18 protein-coding genes and 1 tRNA gene are annotated in these 18,231 nt (G+C 47.1%); 14 read left to right on the plus strand and 5 right to left on the minus strand.

What is annotated here, in order from left to right; translation table 11 throughout:
- Positions 1–131: 131 nt before the first annotated feature.
- Positions 132–1,025, minus strand: a complete 894-nt coding sequence (locus LACSTY_RS02360) for a LysR family transcriptional regulator (protein WP_087911575.1) — start codon at positions 1,023–1,025, stop codon at positions 132–134.
- A 154-nt stretch (positions 1,026–1,179) separates the two neighbouring features.
- Between LACSTY_RS02360 and LACSTY_RS02365 the strand changes: the two genes are divergently transcribed.
- From LACSTY_RS02365 to LACSTY_RS02415, 11 genes are all read left to right on the plus strand, one after another.
- Positions 1,180–2,046, plus strand: coding sequence for a sugar phosphate isomerase/epimerase family protein (locus LACSTY_RS02365; RefSeq protein ID WP_087911576.1), 867 nt, complete (start codon positions 1,180–1,182; stop codon positions 2,044–2,046).
- Positions 2,047–2,151: 105 nt separating this feature from the next.
- Positions 2,152–2,985 (plus strand): SDR family NAD(P)-dependent oxidoreductase, encoded by an 834-nt coding sequence (locus LACSTY_RS02370; protein ID WP_087911577.1) that lies wholly within the window; start codon positions 2,152–2,154, stop codon positions 2,983–2,985.
- A 94-nt stretch (positions 2,986–3,079) separates the two neighbouring features.
- On the plus strand, positions 3,080–3,949 hold the full coding sequence (gene aroE, locus LACSTY_RS02375) for a shikimate dehydrogenase (protein ID WP_087911578.1): 870 nt from the start codon (positions 3,080–3,082) through the stop codon (positions 3,947–3,949).
- A 27-nt stretch (positions 3,950–3,976) separates the two neighbouring features.
- Positions 3,977–5,194: an MFS transporter gene (locus LACSTY_RS02380; RefSeq protein WP_087911579.1), complete on the plus strand. Its 1,218-nt coding sequence runs from the start codon at positions 3,977–3,979 to the stop codon at positions 5,192–5,194.
- A 15-nt stretch (positions 5,195–5,209) separates the two neighbouring features.
- Entirely contained in the window at positions 5,210–6,109 is a 900-nt protein-coding gene (locus LACSTY_RS02385) for a shikimate dehydrogenase (protein ID WP_087911580.1), read from the plus strand.
- Positions 6,110–6,473: 364 nt separating this feature from the next.
- Positions 6,474–7,304, plus strand: a complete 831-nt coding sequence (locus tag LACSTY_RS02390; RefSeq protein ID WP_087911581.1) for a homoserine O-succinyltransferase — start codon at positions 6,474–6,476, stop codon at positions 7,302–7,304.
- 259 nt (positions 7,305–7,563) lie between these two features.
- Entirely contained in the window at positions 7,564–8,493 is a 930-nt protein-coding gene (cysK, locus tag LACSTY_RS02395) for a cysteine synthase A (RefSeq protein ID WP_010493076.1), read from the plus strand.
- A gap of 327 nt (positions 8,494–8,820) precedes the next feature.
- The gene (locus LACSTY_RS02400; protein WP_161492235.1) at positions 8,821–9,504 is read left to right on the plus strand and encodes a rhomboid family intramembrane serine protease; all 684 of its coding nucleotides are present in this window, start codon (positions 8,821–8,823) and stop codon (positions 9,502–9,504) included.
- Between the two features lie 363 nt (positions 9,505–9,867).
- A tRNA-Arg gene (locus LACSTY_RS02405) sits at positions 9,868–9,939 on the plus strand.
- A 232-nt stretch (positions 9,940–10,171) separates the two neighbouring features.
- Positions 10,172–10,345 carry a hypothetical protein gene (locus LACSTY_RS02410; protein ID WP_161492236.1) on the plus strand — a complete coding sequence of 58 codons (174 nt, stop codon included), beginning with the start codon at positions 10,172–10,174 and terminating at the stop codon, positions 10,343–10,345.
- A gap of 265 nt (positions 10,346–10,610) precedes the next feature.
- Positions 10,611–10,865 (plus strand): hypothetical protein, encoded by a 255-nt coding sequence (locus tag LACSTY_RS02415; protein WP_087911583.1) that lies wholly within the window; start codon positions 10,611–10,613, stop codon positions 10,863–10,865.
- Between the two features lie 33 nt (positions 10,866–10,898).
- Here LACSTY_RS02415 and LACSTY_RS02420 read toward each other — a convergent pair whose 3' ends face one another.
- The 4 genes from LACSTY_RS02420 to LACSTY_RS02435 all read right to left on the minus strand — a co-directional run bounded on the left by LACSTY_RS02420 (position 10,899) and on the right by LACSTY_RS02435 (position 14,491).
- Positions 10,899–12,038, minus strand: coding sequence for a trans-sulfuration enzyme family protein (locus tag LACSTY_RS02420; RefSeq protein WP_087911584.1), 1,140 nt, complete (start codon positions 12,036–12,038; stop codon positions 10,899–10,901).
- Positions 12,039–12,132: 94 nt separating this feature from the next.
- Positions 12,133–12,945: a transporter substrate-binding domain-containing protein gene (locus tag LACSTY_RS02425; protein ID WP_087911585.1), complete on the minus strand. Its 813-nt coding sequence runs from the start codon at positions 12,943–12,945 to the stop codon at positions 12,133–12,135.
- A gap of 75 nt (positions 12,946–13,020) precedes the next feature.
- Entirely contained in the window at positions 13,021–13,734 is a 714-nt protein-coding gene (locus LACSTY_RS02430) for an amino acid ABC transporter permease (RefSeq protein ID WP_087911586.1), read from the minus strand.
- A 556-nt stretch (positions 13,735–14,290) separates the two neighbouring features.
- The gene (locus LACSTY_RS02435; protein ID WP_087911587.1) at positions 14,291–14,491 is read right to left on the minus strand and encodes a hypothetical protein; all 201 of its coding nucleotides are present in this window, start codon (positions 14,489–14,491) and stop codon (positions 14,291–14,293) included.
- Between the two features lie 687 nt (positions 14,492–15,178).
- Between LACSTY_RS02435 and LACSTY_RS02440 the strand changes: the two genes are divergently transcribed.
- Genes LACSTY_RS02440 through LACSTY_RS02450 form a run of 3 tightly spaced genes read left to right on the plus strand, consistent with a single transcriptional unit; the run spans position 15,179 to position 18,034 of the window.
- Positions 15,179–16,174 carry an ABC transporter permease gene (locus LACSTY_RS02440; protein ID WP_410055336.1) on the plus strand — a complete coding sequence of 332 codons (996 nt, stop codon included), beginning with the start codon at positions 15,179–15,181 and terminating at the stop codon, positions 16,172–16,174.
- Positions 16,168–16,935, plus strand: coding sequence for an ABC transporter ATP-binding protein (locus LACSTY_RS02445; protein WP_087911588.1), 768 nt, complete (start codon positions 16,168–16,170; stop codon positions 16,933–16,935). The genes LACSTY_RS02440 and LACSTY_RS02445 overlap by 7 nt, the downstream gene beginning before the upstream one ends.
- Before the next feature lie 49 nt (positions 16,936–16,984).
- Positions 16,985–18,034: an ABC transporter substrate-binding protein gene (locus tag LACSTY_RS02450; protein WP_087911589.1), complete on the plus strand. Its 1,050-nt coding sequence runs from the start codon at positions 16,985–16,987 to the stop codon at positions 18,032–18,034.
- The last annotated feature ends 197 nt before the right edge of the window (positions 18,035–18,231 follow it).

Consider the following 18,231-nt stretch of genomic DNA (forward strand, 5'->3'; position numbering starts at 1 on the left):
AAAACTTTAACACTTCTATTTTAAAACAGCAGTACGGTTTTGGCATGTGTAGATAACAAATTGTAAGTGTTTTTTGCCAGATGGCTAAGGAACCCATTGCTATTGGGCAATGGCAGCTTGACCAGCAGCTATTATTGATGAATGTCGCCATGATGTGCGTGAACAAAATCAATAAAGTCAGTCGCAGCTGGGGATTGATAGTGGTCTTTTAAAGTAGCCATGTAAAAGATGCGCTGCCAGGTGGGGAAGCTAAGTGGAATGATTTTGACTGGCAGGGTTTTAAGGATTGGCATATTAGGCACCACCGCAATGCCAAACCCGTTGGCGACCAGACCAGCCACTGCTTCGTCTTCTTCAATCGCATACACGCTGTGAGGCTGGCCGCCGCATTCCGCAAAAAGCTGGCGAATAATCGGTGCCAGACCGCTTCTTTTCGAGAAAGTGACCTGATCGAAGCCTAGGGTCTCACTGAGTTCGATGCGATGGCGAGTTGCTAAGGGATGATCCAGAGGCGTGATGACAACGAGTTCTTGCGATGCGATCGGAAAATAAGCAATATCCTCTTGTTCGTCAACCTTTGAGCAAAAGCAAATGTCATAATTTTTAGAGCGTAATCCTTGAATAATTTGTGGTGATAAGCCGTTTTCGTTCGTGAATTCGAAGCGGACGTCATCGGGACTTTGTTGCAGAAAACTGCGAACAATGCCGGGAACCCAGCGTGTGCTTAGGGTGCGTAAGGCAGCTAACTTAATGACCGTTTGCTCTATGTTTTGATGCTGCAGCTGTTCAATGCCGCTATCAAGAATGGTAAGCGAATGCTCGACGATTCGGCTGAACTCACGGCCTTCAGGGGTTAAGACAATATTGCGCCCTTGCCGGACAAACAAAGCAAGGCCAAGCCCATCTTCGAGCCTGTGAATGGCGTTGCTAAGACTGGGCTGGGTAATGTTTAGTTGGCGCGCTGCCTGGGTGTAATTCTGTAACTTAGCCAATGTGACGAAATAGCGCAAGTGAAAAAGGTTCATGATTGACCTCCAGAGTGTTTACAAAGCGAACAATAGCTTCCAGCTATAGACGCCCCCATTATAATGAATTAGAAGTCGCTTGTGCAACCGCATACAATTTAATTTGTAAACAATATTAAAAAAATAATCACAAACGATTTTGGGAGGCATTATCATGACACTTGCACATCCGATTACAGTCAGTTCATGGACATTAGGCGACCAATGCACTTTTGAAGATCGCGTCAAAGCTGCCGCAAATGCAGGCTACGACGGGATCGGCTTACGGGCTGAGACTTACGTTGACGCGTTGAATGAAGGCTTAACCGATCGGGATATTCTCGACATTTTAGACCGCTATCACATCAAGTGCACAGAGGTGGAATACATCGTTCAATGGTGTGAAGAACCGCGGTCTTATGAACAAAAATATAAAGAACAAACGTGTTTCCACATGTGCCACTTGTTTGGCGTTGAACATATCAATACCGGTTTGATGGAAAGTTATCCGGTTGATTTTACAGCGAAGAAACTTCAACAGTTGGCGCATCGCGCGGCACTCGCTGGCAACCTCATCATTGCGCTGGAGCCGATGCCATACAGCGGCATGCCTGATTTAAAAAAGACTTGGGCCATCCTTCAAGGTGCCGGGGCGCCAAATGTCATGATGCTTCTGGACATGTGGCACTGGGTACGGGCCGATCAGCCATTTGATCTGCTAACCAAGGAACAGGCCAAACGCGTCATTTCGATCCAGCTAGATGATGCGTATAAGCGCCCGTATGCCAAGAGCATTTTACGCGACGAGTCAATGCATGGTCGGCTCGCACCGGGGACTGGGTTTGAAGACCGCACCGAAAAGTTCATCAAAATGATCAAAGATGCTGGCGTTGATCCAAAGGTGATCGGCGTTGAAGTTATCTCTGATCAGTACATGGCCAAAGGGATCGACTGGGTTGCTAAATATACGTACGACAATACCGTTAAGACTTTGCAAGCAGTTTGGCCGGAGATTTTAAAACCAGCTGTGGCGGCTCATTAGAACTAGTAGGTTAACTACTCGGAATGAAAGATCGTAAGTTTTAAAGCCCAATGCAGAGGCGTTTCGGTTCTGGTTGGTTTCACAGCGTTAAGGAGGAAATTTTTCATGGCAGATTGGCTAGGTTTAAAAGATAAAGTTGTGGTCGTGACCGGTGCAGTTGGCGGCATGGGCACCCGTTTTTGCGAGGCATTTGCCGAACACGGTGCCAATGTTGTTTTGGTGGATATTAAGAAAGAAGCCATTGAGACTGCTGCTAAAACTTTAAGTCAAAAATACGGTGTCCAGACATTGCCGCTGGCGACGGATACCACGAACGAAGATGAAGTTGATGACGCAGTAAAAGCCGTTGTTGCAAAGCTTGGACAGGTCGACATTCTTGTGAATACGGCGGCAATTTTACGATTTGCCCCATTTGAAGACTTACGTTTAGACGAATGGAAGACGGCATTGAACATTAACTTGACGGGCTATTTTCTGATGTCGCAACGATTCGGTCGCCAGATGATTGCCCAACATCATGGAACGATGGTGCATATTTCGACTGTCGCGGCGGTATTTCCTGAGACATACAGTGGTGCATACAGTACCACCAAGGCTGCGGTTAACATGCTATCCAAGCAAATGGCGGCAGAGTGGGGCCAGTTCGGCATTCGCAGCAATTGCGTCATGCCATGTCTGGTGAAGACGCCGATGTCCGCTGACTTTTACAAGGATCCGAAAGTGTTGGATGGCCGCGAACGGCTGGTTGCCAGTCGGCGAATCGGCGATCTGGACGATATCACAAACGCCGTACTGTATCTGAGCAGTGAACGCTCAGATTACACAAATGGCGGCGAACTGCGGGTCGATGGCGGCCTTAGTATCATGATGCAGGATATGATCCCCAAGCCAGGCGGTCGCCGGGAATATGCTATTAAAGCCCATCAAGCTAAAAAGTAAGCGTGATGGCACGGAAGTAACTTGATCGCACAGCCGATCAGGTTCTTCTTTTGAAAACATTCGTGAAATTATGAACTTAGTGGAGGCATTGATAATGGAAACTTGGATTTCAGGAACGACTGGTTTGTTGTGTTTGCTTGGCAGTCCGGTTGGCCATTCTGGCTCACCGGCGATGTATAACTTTAGTTTTCAAAAACAAAAAATCGATGCGGCTTATCTTGCGTTTGATGTCAAAAAAGACCAAATGCCCCAAGCACTGGATGCGATGCGTCTGTTCAAAATGCGCGGCGGCAATATCACCATGCCATGTAAGAATGTCGCGGCAACCTTAATGGACGAACTTTCGCCGGCCGCCAAGATTATCGGTGCGGTCAATGTCGTGGTGAATGATCATGGCAAATTGATCGGCCACATCACGGACGGCATTGGGTTTGTACGTAACTTAAAAGAACATGGCGTGGCAATTAAAGATAAGCGCTTGGTTGTTTTGGGCGCAGGTGGTGCCGCGACGGCAATTCAAGTACAAGCGGCTTTAGACGGTGCACGTCAGGTGACCATTTTTAACCGGCAAGATGAGTTTTATCCGCGCGCGGAAGCAACTGCCAAAAAGTTAGCCAAGGCCGCGCCGGATGTGGAGGTGGTGATTGAGCATTTGGAAGCTGCCGATAAGCTCAAAGCAGCCATTGCCGCCGCGGATATCCTCGTCAATGCAACCACAGTCGGCATGAAACCTAACGACGGCGAGTCCCTGGTTAATCCCGATTTTATCCGTCAAGATTTGGTTGTTGCCGACACGGTTTACAATCCATTGAAAACCAAATTGATCGAGGACGCAGAAAAAATCGGTGCCAAAGTTGCGCCGGGTAAAGGCATGTTGCTCTGGCAAGGTGCGGCCGGATACAAATTATGGACGGGGCAGGATATGCCAGTGAAAGCTTATCAAGCGTTTGAAGCTGGGCAATAAGGCAGCGTAACGGAGGCAAGTTGAACGATGAAAACCAAACATAATCATTTTTTGCCAGGTGCATTGGCACTCTACTTTTCCTACGCGATGTTAGGCATTGCCTCGTCTATCCTGAGTCAGTATAAGGCGCAGTTCGCGGCTAACTGGGGTGCCCAGCAATTGAGCAATGGCACGATTGATGTCAGTATGGTGGTCTCCGTAATTGCGGCGTTTGGATTAGGCCGCCTGATTGCCTATCCATTTGCCGGGCCGGTGTCAGATCATTTTGGCCGGAAAGTTTCCGGAACGATTGGCATTGCGTTGTATGTCGTTTTCTTTGTGGGCATCATCATGGTGCACCAGTTCTGGGCAGCTTATCTCATCGGCATTCTTAATGGGATGGCAAACTCGTTTCTGGACACTTGTGTTTCGCCGAGTCTCATGGAGATGTTTCCCGAGTCCGCTTCGATTGCGAATTTGTTGACTAAGTTTGCAGTCGTGGTTGCCCAGTTTGTTTTGCCGTTCTTTATTGGCGGAGTGGCTGCGGCAGGGCTTTCTTTTCGAACGATCTTCATCATCTGCGGGGTGGCATTAGCGGCAGATGCGCTCGCCATCATGGTCTTCCCGTTTCCTAAGCGCGAGAAGCCACAGCTTAATGGCACCGGTTCGCCTGAAAAAATGCATTTCTCACTAGGCTCGGTAGCGGCTATTTTAATCGGCTTCACCAGCTCGACCACGTTCATGGTTTGGTTAAACTGCAATCAGGAACTGGGTCTGGCGTATGGCGTCAAAAATCCGGCAACGCTGCAATCGTTATATGCAGTTGGCGCTGGCATCGCCGTGTTGTTGACCGCCCGCTTAATTAAATCCGGCCTGAAGGAAAGCACGGTTTTGATCCTCTATCCGGCAATTGCCGTGGTGATGCTTGTCTTATGCTATTTTGTCCAAACGCCAACGATTCTGTACATTGGCAGTTTCGTGATCGGCTACGCTGCAGCTGGCGGCGTCTTGCAACTTGCGACTTCAACCACCATCAATTTCTTTCCTAGCCACAAGGGAACCGCAACGTCACTGGTCATGATTGCCTCAAGCATTGCCAATTACGCCGTGCTTTCCGCAGCAGCTGGTTTGACCAAGGCCTTCGGGGATGCGGCGCCGCGGATGATTATTCTTTTGAACATTGGGATTACGATCATCGGCATTGGTTTAGCGTTGATTGTGAAAACGCAGGAAAAAAGAGTGCTAGAAGTTGCACGGGCACATTAAAATGGAGGTTTCAGGATGTCATTAAAAGATGAAATCGATGGTCATACAGCTTTGGCAGGACTATTCGCCCATCCTGCCGGGCACTCGTTATCACCAGCGATGTACAATGCAACATTTGAAAAATTAGGGCTCAACGACGCGTATCTGTCTTTCGACGTTGATGTTCCAGAGCTTGCCCACGCCTTGCAAGCCATGCGCAGTCTGCATTTTTTAGGCGGTAATCTGTCGATGCCCAATAAGCAAAAGGCGATACCACTATTGGACAAACTTTCACCTGCTGCGAAGTTGATCGGGGCAGTGAATACCATCGTCAATGACCATGGCGTGTTGATCGGCCATATCACTGATGGGACGGGTTTTATGGAAGCTTTGCGCCATGACGGGTTGGATATTCGCGGTGAAAAAATGACGCTAGCCGGTGCTGGTGGTGCGGGAACAGCGATTGCGATTCAGGCAGCCTTAGATGGTGTCAGTCAAATCAACATTTTCAATCGCCGCGATGAATCCTGGCAAAATGCTCAGCGCAACGTTGCGATTATCAATGACCAGACACAAGGACACGCGGCGTTATTTGCACTTGATGATCAGGCAACGTTAAAGGCCAGCATCGCCGATTCAGCGATTTACGTTGATGCAACGCCAGCCGGAATGAAGCCGCTGGAGCACGTTAGCAATGTTCCTGATGGCGAATGGTTCATGCCAGAGACGATCGTGTTTGATACGGTTTATGCACCACGTGAGACCAAACTCATGCAAATCGCTAAGCAGGCAGGCGTCAAGCATGTCTACAACGGCATCAATATGTTAATCAATCAGGGGGCGGCCGCATTCCACCTATGGACCGGACTGCAGATGCCGGTTGATGATATTCGCGAAACGGTGTTTGGCGAGCCGGCGGTTGTCACGCACGCGTAAATGGACTGGTATTTCAATCGCTATAGCAGAAAATCAATATATTAATAGAAAGCTTGATGCATCAAAGCCGATGCTATCAGGCTTTTTTGCTTAAGATCGTCAACTAATCGAATAAAAAGAATTTACGAATATGTTAGCGCAAAAGGTTGTTATTAGCCTTACATTTAGTTAGTATATAAGTACTGAAAGGGAGGATACTATGAAAAACCTCATTGCATTTAATCGATGTTGGCACTGTGTGACTGATCAGGGTATCCCCCTGATGTGTCCGGGCAAGTGACGACGCGCGACAGTTTAGTCCGCGGTCATGCGCAAAGCTTCTTTTAAGGTTGAGTCGTTACTATCATGAGATAGGAGGTGAATCTTGACAAAATCGCCACTCAAGATCGGTATTTTAAACGTCATGCATGATAAGGCCGATACCAAAACTCGGCTGCAACACGTCTTGACCCGCACTGAGATTCCGGTTGAATTGCATTTTTATTACCCCATGACCCATTACGCAGGACGTGATGTGCCAGAAACGGTCAGTTCGATTTTAGACCCACTGGATATTCACGAAGCGGCGACAATGGATGGGTTCATCATCACGGGTTCGCCGATTGAAACCCTAGAGTTCGATCAAGTACACTATATTTCAGAGGTGCGGACGCTTTTGAAAACGCTGGGGCAGCATGTACCGAATCAACTCTATCTTTGCTGGGGCGGCATGGTAGCACTGAATTATTTTTTTGGTGTCAGTAAGCTCATTCTTCCTCACAAACTGTTTGGGGTTTACCCGCAAACGATTCTGGAACCGCATCCGCTTCTGCAAGGCTTAAAAGATGGATTCAAGGCACCACATGCGCGTTATGCCGAGATGGATGTCCGCGATATTCGCAATGACCCGCGATTAACGATCAACGCGACCACGACAAAAGGTAAATTGTTCATGGTGACGGAACCGACCGGCACCCAAACATTTGTCTTTTCGCATATCGAGTACGATCGGTGGGGATTGGATGCGGAATATCACCGCGAAATCGCCGCGCACCCCGAGATCGACTATGCGCGTGCCAAACACTATTACCATCACAAAAACGATTATGATCATCCAAAGTTTAATTGGAAGAAAACGCAGCGAACGATTTTTGACAATTGGGTTCGGCATGTTGCCGGCCATCGTAACGAAGATCGTTCAATGCCGACACGATAACGAGTTCACCAGCCCAGAAACCTGCGTGTAAGGACCTCAGGCGCAATGGCCTAAGTTCGGGCCATCACGCCTGAGCCCGCTTACACTCCGGTTTCTAACCGGGCTGACTCACGCTCACAATAACGCGTTCACCGGCGCAGGAGCCTGCATGTAAGGACCTTGGTCGCAATGGCCTAAGCTCGGGCCATCACGCCCAAGGCCACTTACACTCCGGCTCCTAACCGCACCGGTTCACGCTCACGAATATGGAGGCTTTAATATGGTCACAGCAGCAGATAATATTACAGGTTTGATTGGCAACACCCCGTTACTCAAGTTGAATCGCGTTGTACCTGAAGGCGCAGCTGATGTTTATGTAAAACTTGAATTCTTCAATCCCGGCGGTTCTGTAAAGGATCGGATTGCGCTGGCAATGATTGAAGATGCTGAATACAAAGGCGTTTTGAAGCCCGGCGGCACGATTGTCGAACCGACTTCCGGTAACACTGGCATTGGCCTTGCTCTGGTTGCGGCAGCTAAGGGGTATCATCTGATCATCACGATGCCAGAAACCATGAGTGTCGAGCGCCGAGCGTTGATGCGCGGCTATGGGGCAGAATTGATTTTGACCCCAGGCGCAGATGGCATGCCGGGTGCAATCAAAAAAGCCGAAGCACTCAGCAAAGAAAATGGCTACTTCCTGCCGATGCAATTTCAGAATCCCGCTAACCCAGATGTACACGAACGCACCACCGGCCAGGAAATCATCCGGTCATTTGACGGCGGCACACCGGACGCGTTTGTTGCAGGCGTTGGGACAGGCGGCACGTTAACCGGTGTCGGCCGTGCTTTGCGGAAAATCAATCCAAACGTCCAGATTTACGCTTTGGAAGCAGCCGAGTCCCCAATGCTCAAAGAAGGCCATGGCGGCAAGCACAAAATCCAAGGCATTTCAGCCGGCTTCATTCCAGATGTCTTGGATACGAACCTCTATCAAGACATCGTCGAAGTGACAAGCGATCAGGCCATCGACATGGCGCGCCACGTCAGCCATGAAGAAGGCTTCCTGCCAGGTATTTCAGCCGGTGCCAATATTTTCGGCGCCATTGAAATTGCCAAGAAACTCGGCAAAGGCAAGAGCGTCGCAACCGTTGCACCAGATAACGGCGAGCGGTATCTGTCGACAGATTTGTTTAAGTTTGATGATTAAGGTCAATGAATGCCTTGCCTAGCTAAACGATGCGTAGGTAGTGGCATTGTGGGTGCCAATCTTTGACACTTAGAAGAGGTCAAAAACGTTCAATCCCTTGATGTTAAAGGGATTGGGCGTTTTTTGTTTTGGACTGATTTATCGTAAACTTTTGAGGCTCTGGACCGTTTTCATTCAAACTGTCTTCTGACCATTGTCTGGCTAAATTGTCCGTTGTCGGAAGAAATAAGTTTCGCAATACCTTTTTAACACAGTCTTTGATTTTCTACACAAATAAACGTACGGTTAACTTACCAAATATTAAACAACCATATGGAGTTTGTAATAATGATTAAGAGAACCGTTACCAGTCCCGTGCTTCCAATTCTTCTCATTTCATGGGCCATTTTCGGACTGACTTCGCACTATGACAGTATTAACCAGTTAAGTATTGAGGATTTTACAAACATTCCAAGTATTACAGTATCTTCGTTATCTCAATGGTACCGCGCATTCACCAGCATTTTCCTAAGCAATTACGGATTCTCGGAACTATTTTCAAATAGCATTATGCTTATAGTGCTTAGTCTGGTTACTTGCAAAGTAACTAGCTACTTTGAGTTTCTTTTTACATTCATCCTCACCGGTACAGTTGGTAACTTATTAGCCGATTTGTTTATTATTCGACTAAGTAACAGTCAGATCACATTGCCCGGCTACTTAAGTACTGAAGGACAGAATGGATATATAGTCGGCATGTCTACAGCACTATTTGGACTTTTGTTTTATACGGTGATCATATATGCTAAATCAACTCATGGAAAAGCCAAGAGCAAAATAGACCTCTTTATTCTAACTTTTTGGTTATTTGTCTGCTTAGTTCCTTGGTCTTATCCATTTTTTGAGGGAGAAGCCTTTAATGCGAGTGACTATGTCCATATGGGCGGAGGCTTAGTTGGGGTGCTGTTAGGAATCACAGTTACATTCTTTAAAAAATTCGATCAGTCTACCCCAAGCTATACAAATAATTAGTGTCCGCTGTCAGAAGAAATAAGTTGACGCAGCAGTTTAAGAGATGGTAATTTAAAAGTAGCAAACGGAGTGCTGGCTCCTATATTAATCTGAAATTCTTCCACGGTGAAAATACGTGCGGTTGGCAGGCAACGGAAAAACCTGAAATTAGTCCCTGACATAAGTGCAGGTGGTTGGCAGACAACAGAAAAACCAGTAGCGCCTGGTGGGTTAACCATCGGGCTTTTTTAATTCAAAGCGCAATTAAAAAGGTTTGACGGATTTAAGCTTGAAAAGCCGATGATTCTCTGCCGGATTCTCTCACCAGCAGAGCCGATTAAAGTCAACACTACTACATTAAACGCGCTATAATAAAACTTGTAAGTCCTCATGGTGCAACGGATAGCATAATGGTCCTCGAAACCACAGATCCGGGTTCGAATCCCGGTGAGGGCAGCTTTGATCAATGTTTTATTTTCTGTAGGAGGTAGAAGTCTTGGCATATTAGGCTTCTATTTTTTTGCTTGCTGCAGATTTTAGTAACTGCGAAAACTTTTAGATGACTATCAAGACTTCTATGTTAAGATTTGGATCAGCAGTAAGATCGCCGTTAAAGCACAGAGTATGTGTCGTGGGAGCTTTTACCGTTTTTAAGAAACCACGAGTAAAAAGATTTGAGGTGGTAGTAGTGGCTAAATACAACAAGAGCATGAGTGACGCTTCTAAGATATTTAGCAATTTGTTGCGTGATGCAGATCTGGTTAAACTTGTAGAAACCATTATGGGTGTCAATCAGTCAAGCGTGATTAAAAGTAGTCCGACAAGCAACAAGTATCAAAGTCCTCATAATGAGTTGAAGTAGGCCGATAACGTTGATAGGTGGAGACTTCATTAGGGACTTGCGTAGGCTTAATTTCTATTATTTGATTTGGTAAAAAGAAAAACGTTGCTTATGCACATAAGGAAGTACAGGGTTTTGTTTGGTATTCAAGGATTTTATTTTTAAAATGCCCAAGAAACAAAATTATGGATCTCATGCTGCACTTAAGGCAAAAGTAATCTGATGCTATACGCGACCAATTAGTTTTAGGATTACCGGAGATTATTGAAAGAGGAGATGGACAAAAATGAGCTTTAGGATCCCTGACGATGCTGCGCTGGAACTCATGTTGCGTGAAATTAGCCCTTGTGTCATTGCTAAGATTTCAGCAGACTTTGATGCGGATGTCACTCGGGCGAGGATCAGTCATTCTTTATCGAAAAAGCCCTCGGGTACATTCAATATTCCAACGTCAACCGATCTGACCGAGAGTCGAAGTAGCACTGATTCTTCGGACTTTGCTTTGGCGTCAAATAATGGTGTGCAAAAAAACATCCCTTGAGTTTTACGCTCAAAGGATGTTTTTTCATACCACCTATTTCTTTTCCGCCGCTGCCAATGCCTGCGCTAGATCATCAATCAAATCCTGCTGATCTTCCAGGCCAATCGCGACGCGGACATGCTGCGGCGTTAAACCGGAACCTGCCCGTTTTTCCTCCGGTAGTTTGAACCATGGCAGTTTGACTAAGCTGGAGACGGTGCCTAGTGAATCGGCGAAGTCAAAGACTTTGGTGCTGTTGACGAATTTCAGCGGATCAATGTTGTCGGCAAGTTTAATGGACAACAGGCCGCTGGCGCCGGTGGTTTCCTGTTGGGCCAGCGCGTAACCTGGGTCGCTTGGCAGCCCGGGATAGTAGACGTGGGAAACATCAGGGTGTTGGTTTAAAAATTCAGCTACTGCCTGGGCGTTGGCTGTTTCCCGATCGAGGCGAACAGCGAGGGTTGCGATGCCGCGTGACACTAGGCTACAGTCCAGTGGGCTTAGGATGGCGCCGATCGTGTTTTGTAAGAAGGCCAACTTTTCACTGAGGTCAGGGCGTGCAGAAACGACCAGTCCGGCAATTAGGTCGCCGTGGCCGCCAAGGTACTTGGTCGCGCTGTGTAACACAATGTCAGCACCAAGATCGAGCGGCCGCTGGTAATAAGGTGTCAGGAAGGTGTTATCTACAATCGTGATGAGGTGATGAGCCTTCGCAAGTGCGCTAATGGCCTTCACGCTGCTGACTTTCAGTAGCGGATTGGAGAAGGTCTCAAAGAAGATAGCCTTGGTTTCAGGACGGATCGCCGCTTCTACTGCCGCCAAGTCGCGCGTGTCGACCGCAGTAAAGGTCAGGCCGTGCCGGGAAAAGTATTGGTTAATCAGGCGATCGGTCCCGCTGTACAGTGAGTCGCCGATGATGAAGTGACTGCCGTTGGGAAAGATGGCCAAGACGGTGGTAATGGCAGCGACCCCACTAGAAAAGGCAAAGCCGGCGTCGCCATTTTCCAATGTTGCAATCTGTCGTTCTAAATATTCGCGGGTCGGGTTACCACTGCGCGCATAGTCCCAGTGGGTTTCCTGTCCATCAGGGGCAAACCGAAACATGGCGCTTTGATAAAGCGGCGGCACGATAGCACCAGCCTGATCAGTCTGTAGTTGCGGTCCATGAACTAATTTCGTATTGAATTGAGTCATAAAAACCCGACCTCCCTTTGATGAACATGTTGACTATGTATTGCCGCGAATTTCGAGTATTCGCGGCTTGAAAGTTTAAAAGCAATGCGACAAGTTATTTTGTCGTCAAGTCGGCGCCGAAGTATTTTTGCGATAGCTTCTTCAGTGTGCCGTCTTTGCGAAGCTCTTTGATACCTTTAGAAAGAGCAGCTTGGAGCTTCGGTGATTTCTTGCTGACCATTCCAGCAATTTCATCAGGCTTGACCGCGCTGTCCTTAAGCGTTTGGCTCTTTAAGCCGGCAGTTGAATTGCTTTTGGCATATGCATACCAGGCAGCGGTAGCGTTAATCGTGCCATCAGCACGGTTCTCTTTGACAAGGTTTAGTGAAACCGTGAAGTCACCGGATGGGGTGATGGTCGCGCCGTACTTTTTGGCTAAGGCAGCGTTAGGCGTGCCGGTACCTTCAACGAATTTCTTGCCTTTAATGTCACTTAACTGCTTAATCGAACTATCGTCGCTACGAGTGATCAACGCATAACGCGAATACATATACGGTGTCGTGAAGTCATAAACCTTCTTGCGTTGTGGCGTTTCGCTGATGTTGTTGAGCACCAGATCGAACTTTTGACTGCCAAGACCGGCGATCAGAGAATCCCATTGAGTAGGGACGAACTTGGCCTTAACGCCGACTTTTTTGGCTAACGCCTTGCCGAGTTCAACTTCGAACCCTTGTAGCTTACCGTCTTTGCGGTAGGAAAACGGGGCATAGGTTCCTTCAAGACCGATCGTGAGCTCGTTCTTATTAATCAATTCGGTTTTGACGTCGCTGCTTTTAGACGTGCTGGACGATCCGCTGCTGCAGGCCGTCAGGGTGAAGACAACGAGCGCCATGATTGGCAACATGAACCACAACTTTTTCTTCAACATCATATTTCTTCCTTCCATAGATAAGGTTGTGCATTCACCGGCTTCTGCGCCAGTGAACGCGCGATGGTAAACACCTTACAACTGAGTCGACTGCGTGTTTGCCGTATAGCGCGAGGTGACTTTTTCGAGGTAGCGCTGACCCCAGGATAAAACGGTGCAGACAATCGCATAGAGCAACGCAACCAGTGAGTACATCAACAATGGCTGGTAATTTTCCGCCGCGATCTGCTGACTGACCTGAAACATTTCGACGATGGTGATTGATGCCGCCAAAGAGGTATCCTTGACGAGGCTAATGAAACTATTTGACAGCGGCGGGACCGCGGTTCGCAGCGCCTGAGGGATGATGATTTCTCGCAAAACCAGACGTCGCGGCAACCCCACAGCATACGCGGCTTCCCACTGACCGGAATCGATGGATAAAAGCGCCGCCCGAATCGTTTCGGCACAGTAAGCGCCAGTATTCAGCGAAAAGGTAATGATCCCCGCCACAACCGGATCGAGCTTAATGCCATGCGGGAAAATACCCGGAATGACCAGGCTGGGCAAGCCAAAGAAAACGATAAACAATTGAACCAACAAAGGGGTTGACCGGAAAAGCCAGACGTAAAACGATGCAACGCCTTTAGCGATGCTGATTAACACCCCTTTACGTGCCGAGATCCGTGTCAAGGCGGTGATTAAAGCGATGATGAGGCCAATGGCAAATGAAACAATTGCGATCGGAATGGTGTATTTAATTCCGGCGGCTACCATTTGCGGCACGGCGTCAACGATGATTTTCCACATAATGTTCCTCCTCTTAAGATACATGCCGGTACTTTCCGCTAAATGTCAAGCAGACTGCATGCTCTCAAGCTACTTTTCTTAGCGGCACGCTCTAAACGAACGGGCAAATAAAAAAGCATTTCCGCCTCTGTCCATTTTTCATAGACAAGGACGAAAATGTTCCGCGTTACCACCTTGATTAACCGAACTGATCCGGCTCCCTTTAAGTACAGCACACCTCATGTGCGAATACCCTGACTCAATAACGGGAGCACCCGTCAGCTGCTTGCGGTGAACGTTCACAACTGAATGCATGAAAAGACCATCTTCGCCAGAACCCGATCATTGTCTTCCACCAAATGACAACTCGCTGCGGATCTTCGCCTGGCTACTCATCTCTCTGCCGCTAAGATATTGACATTACATTAGGCTAAAAAACAGGTGTTGTCAATAGCGGAGAGCGAACTGACGAGACAATTAGATAACGCTTTCGCTACCCCCCCAACATAAAGACAAACGCAATTTGAATTTTGAAATTACGTTCGTTTTTTACTTTTGCATGAATAATCTTCTCAGCTTATTTTTTTATGAACGTAAGCACGTTCTTCTTATTTGGTTTCATGCTTCCCGCCAAAAACGCAATTATGATTGCAATAGCAGAAAGCACAAACTCCAATACTGACCACTTAAAAACCAATGTTAAAACCAACAGTATGACCGCTGCAATTAACAAGACGCCATCTCTGGGGCCTAAGTTAATATAAGGATACATCATCATTGAGTGTCACTTCTTTCGTTGCCTAAGCGTCTTAGGTAATACTAAATCGGCTATAGCTGTAATTACATTGCGTCCATCACTAACAATCCGTTTATACAAAAGAGGAAGTACAAAGCGCTGGAGAGCACTGATGGTATGTATCGTAATCGCTTACTCAGTTATCCAAATACGTCATACGCCCTTATCTTTTCTCTGTCAAGGAAAGCTGCATGTGTGTGACACGGTCCAAAAGAGACTCGTAGCAGTACGCGTCAAGCTAGAAAAGTGACGCTTGTTTATTTTTATCGGTCGACATAAAAAAAGTAATTGAATAATTCGAAAAGTGTTGACATGCATGTACGGCGCGACTAAAGTGAGATTCAACAATTGATGATCATGAAGACGGGATAAGTAACTACGTGCTTACTGCTCAGAGAGCCGCTAACTTGGTGCAAGGCGGACAGGCGGCATCAGCGAAAATGGTCCCCAGAGTGATTTGTGGATGAGCATTGTAAATCCGCAACGGTGGGCAGTCGTTATGGTGCCGGGGTATCATCAACTTGATTGTACCTGTCGAGGCAGATCGTGTGAACGATTCTCGCAAATCCAAGGTGGTAACGCGCAACGTCGCCCTTGGCCAATTTTGAAATTGGCTAAGGGCGGCGTTTTTTTTGTCTCCGAGTTCATCAAAGAAAGGGAAGTGATCTTTTGCAAGAGACGACGAATATTTCGGCAGTTTCTGTGGCGCAACCAGACACCATTGCACCTCTACGTGCGTTCTTTGCGCCATTGGCAATTTTTATCACGTTGATTTTGCAGCTTTTATTACCTAAAGCTAGCACCATTACAGCAAAATCAGAACCATGGTTCACGGATCTATTATTAATCGCGTTGGGGTTAACGGTGGGATTGGCTTTGTATCACCTGATTACGTCCAAAGCGCAGCGTTATGTGTACAAGAGCTATTTTATTGGCGGCGTTTTTCTGATGTTGGGGTTGTACAATCTGGTAACGCTGAAGTACGCATTGATTAATCCGCTGTTTTTTCCCAGCCCTGAATCGATTCTGGATGTTCTGGTCAAGGACTGGGCATTCTTACTGAAGTGCCTTGCTTATTCAACGCGATTATTGTTTCTCGGTTTGTTGTTTGGCATCGTCACTGGTCTTATTACCGGTATTTTGATTGGTTGGTATACCAAGTGGAATTACTGGCTATCACCAGTCGTCAAACTCTTTGGCCCGATTCCTTCAACAGCATTTATTCCCGTAGCGCTTTCGGCATTTGCGACAAGTTTTCAAGCTTCGGTTTTCCTGATTGCCTTGTCAACATGGTTTCCAATCACCATTCTGACCAATTCGGGAATTGCGAATGTCAAAAAGCAGTTTTTCGAAGTTGCCGACACGATGGGCGCAAGCAACGTCCAGAAAATTTTCAAGGTGGCGATTCCGGGAGCACTGCCAGATATCTTTGTTGGCATTTTTAACGGTATCTGCTCAAGTTTTATTACCTTGATGACGGCCGAAATGATTGGGGTTAAATATGGCATTGGTTGGTATATTAACTGGCAACGACAAATCATGGGTTACGCCAATGTTTACGCTGGCTTGCTGGTGATCGCCATTAGCTTTTCGTTGATTATCACGATCTTTTTCAAAATCCGCGATCACTTCTTGCGTTGGCAGAAAGGAATTATCCAATGGTAGAGACGACAAGTGGGGCAATTACAATTGATCATGTTCGCAAAATATACACGGATAATGGACCGGGTGCCAAAAATACGGAGGCTCTGCATCAAGTGGACGCGCAAATCCGTCCAGGGGAATTCATTGCTTTGATTGGGCCTTCGGGATGCGGCAAGTCAACGCTTTTACGTCTGCTAGCCGGTCTAGATACGCCGACAGAAGGAACCTTAAAAGTCGATTCCAAGCTGATTACGGGGCCAAGTCGCGAGCGGGGGTTGGTTTTCCAGGATGCTACCTTGTATCCTTGGCTGACGGTTGCGGAAAATGTCAGATTTGGCCTGAAAATTGCGCATCAAAAGAATACGGACGACGCAGTTCATGAGTTGATTGAGCTTGTGGGGTTAACCGGATTCGAGCATGAATATCCCAGCCAACTTTCCGGTGGGATGCAACAACGGGTGGCGCTTGCCCGAGCACTGATTAATTATCCGAAAATTATGCTGTTTGACGAACCTTTTGGGGCACTGGACGCGTTTACGCGGATGCGGCTTCATGATGAGCTCATTCATATCTGGCAGAAACGAAAGATCACGATGATCATTGTGACGCATGACGTTGAAGAAGCCGTTTATCTGGCTGACCGGGTTTTCACTATGACGCCGCGGCCGGCGGTACTCAAAAAAATTGTCCCGGTTACCTTGCCACATCCCAGGGATCGTAACAGTCCTGAGTTCATTGCGTTAAAAGAAAAAGTGTTGGATATTTTGAACTTTAAAGCTTAATGCATCATTTCATTGTTGCAGATTAGCAGCAAAAGAGGAGCGTGTCATTATGAAAAAGCAGACCAAAACTATTTGGGTGGCAGTCGCAACGATTGCCGTTTTGGCAGTTGTGTTGGTTTTTGCATTTGTTCATCAAAATAAGCAAACAACCAGTACTGCGCCACAAAACACAGCCACCGTGGCGAAGAAAGACGATAACTATGTTTTGCGCTTGGGTGATCCGGGTGGTGTCTGCGGTGCGCCGCAACAGATTGCGCAAGTGAAGGGGTTCTTCAAGAAAGTCGGATTGAAATATAAAGTCGTCAAAGTTGATGCAAATACGACCGGCATTGAGGCAGTCACCTCAAACAAAATCGATGCCTCTAATTCGCTATTGGGGTCAATCGTTCAGCCGATTGCTAATGGGGCACAGTTGAAAATTACAACGGGCTTGCACACCGGTTGTATCAGCGTTTTAACCGCAAAAGGTTCAACGCTTAAGGCACCGAAAGATTTTGTCGGCAAGAAAATCGGGGTTGCCGCTGTTGCCGGATCCGAAGCGACGTTTACCAAACGTTGGTTGGGGGATCATGGGGTTGAGGTTGGAACCAACAACGCCCAGGTGCAATTTTTTCAATATGATGCTTCTGAATTACCAATTGCGTTAGCCAAGGGGCAAGTTGATGCGATTGCCATCGAAGACCCCACCGTTCAGATTGCGGTCAAACAGTATGGCTTCAACATCGTCGCTTCTTCAGCAGAAACGGCGCCATTTAACACTGAATATTGCTGTGTGGCATATGTTTCCGCAAAAGTTGCAAAAGAGCATCCTGAAGCAGCACGGAAGTATACGTTGGCAATGCAAGAAGCCACTAACTGGGTTAAAACACATCAGTCACAGACAGCAGCCATTCAAATCTCAAACAAATTTGCGGCTGGCAAGGCAAGTGTGAACGAAAAAGCACTCAAGACGTATGACTGGAAAGCTTCATATTATGGTGGACAAAAAGCGTTCATTCAGGTTGGTAAGGATTTGCAGAAGATCGGCATCGTTAATAAGAATACGGATCTTAATTCCCTGGCCAACAATGCATTTCTCAAAGTGAAAGATGTTCAGTAAGCTTTTTAGAGACATAAGATAACAAGCGGAAACGCCCCGGTACTTAAGAAATATTTCTGTCTAGAACGGGAGCAGCGATCCACTTAGCACAGCCCAAAACAGGTCTATTTCGTTCATGTTGTAGCATCAAACATCGACGGAACAGACCTGTTTTTTGATTGATGTGTATTCTGCAGCTGGAAGCAATTTTGCTCGTG

The sequence above is a fragment of the Lacticaseibacillus styriensis genome, assembly GCF_030770295.1.
GTDB classification, from domain to species: Bacteria; Bacillota; Bacilli; order Lactobacillales; family Lactobacillaceae; genus Lacticaseibacillus; species Lacticaseibacillus casei.

Excerpts from the sequence above, each read along its gene's own strand:
- LACSTY_RS02360 (WP_087911575.1), bottom strand. The coding sequence starts at position 1,025 with ATGAACCTTTTTCACTTGCGCTATTTCGTCACATTGGCTAAGTTACAG.
- LACSTY_RS02365 (WP_087911576.1), top strand. The coding sequence starts at position 1,180 with ATGACACTTGCACATCCGATTACAGTCAGTTCATGGACATTAGGCGAC.
- LACSTY_RS02370 (WP_087911577.1), top strand. The coding sequence starts at position 2,152 with ATGGCAGATTGGCTAGGTTTAAAAGATAAAGTTGTGGTCGTGACCGGT.
- aroE (WP_087911578.1), top strand. The coding sequence starts at position 3,080 with ATGGAAACTTGGATTTCAGGAACGACTGGTTTGTTGTGTTTGCTTGGC.
- LACSTY_RS02380 (WP_087911579.1), top strand. The coding sequence starts at position 3,977 with ATGAAAACCAAACATAATCATTTTTTGCCAGGTGCATTGGCACTCTAC.
- LACSTY_RS02385 (WP_087911580.1), top strand. The coding sequence starts at position 5,210 with ATGTCATTAAAAGATGAAATCGATGGTCATACAGCTTTGGCAGGACTA.
- cysK (WP_010493076.1), top strand. The coding sequence starts at position 7,564 with ATGGTCACAGCAGCAGATAATATTACAGGTTTGATTGGCAACACCCCG.
- LACSTY_RS02400 (WP_161492235.1), top strand. The coding sequence starts at position 8,821 with ATGATTAAGAGAACCGTTACCAGTCCCGTGCTTCCAATTCTTCTCATT.
- LACSTY_RS02415 (WP_087911583.1), top strand. The coding sequence starts at position 10,611 with ATGAGCTTTAGGATCCCTGACGATGCTGCGCTGGAACTCATGTTGCGT.
- LACSTY_RS02420 (WP_087911584.1), bottom strand. The coding sequence starts at position 12,038 with ATGACTCAATTCAATACGAAATTAGTTCATGGACCGCAACTACAGACT.
- LACSTY_RS02425 (WP_087911585.1), bottom strand. The coding sequence starts at position 12,945 with ATGTTGAAGAAAAAGTTGTGGTTCATGTTGCCAATCATGGCGCTCGTT.
- LACSTY_RS02430 (WP_087911586.1), bottom strand. The coding sequence starts at position 13,734 with ATGTGGAAAATCATCGTTGACGCCGTGCCGCAAATGGTAGCCGCCGGA.
- LACSTY_RS02435 (WP_087911587.1), bottom strand. The coding sequence starts at position 14,491 with ATGATGATGTATCCTTATATTAACTTAGGCCCCAGAGATGGCGTCTTG.
- LACSTY_RS02445 (WP_087911588.1), top strand. The coding sequence starts at position 16,168 with ATGGTAGAGACGACAAGTGGGGCAATTACAATTGATCATGTTCGCAAA.
- LACSTY_RS02450 (WP_087911589.1), top strand. The coding sequence starts at position 16,985 with ATGAAAAAGCAGACCAAAACTATTTGGGTGGCAGTCGCAACGATTGCC.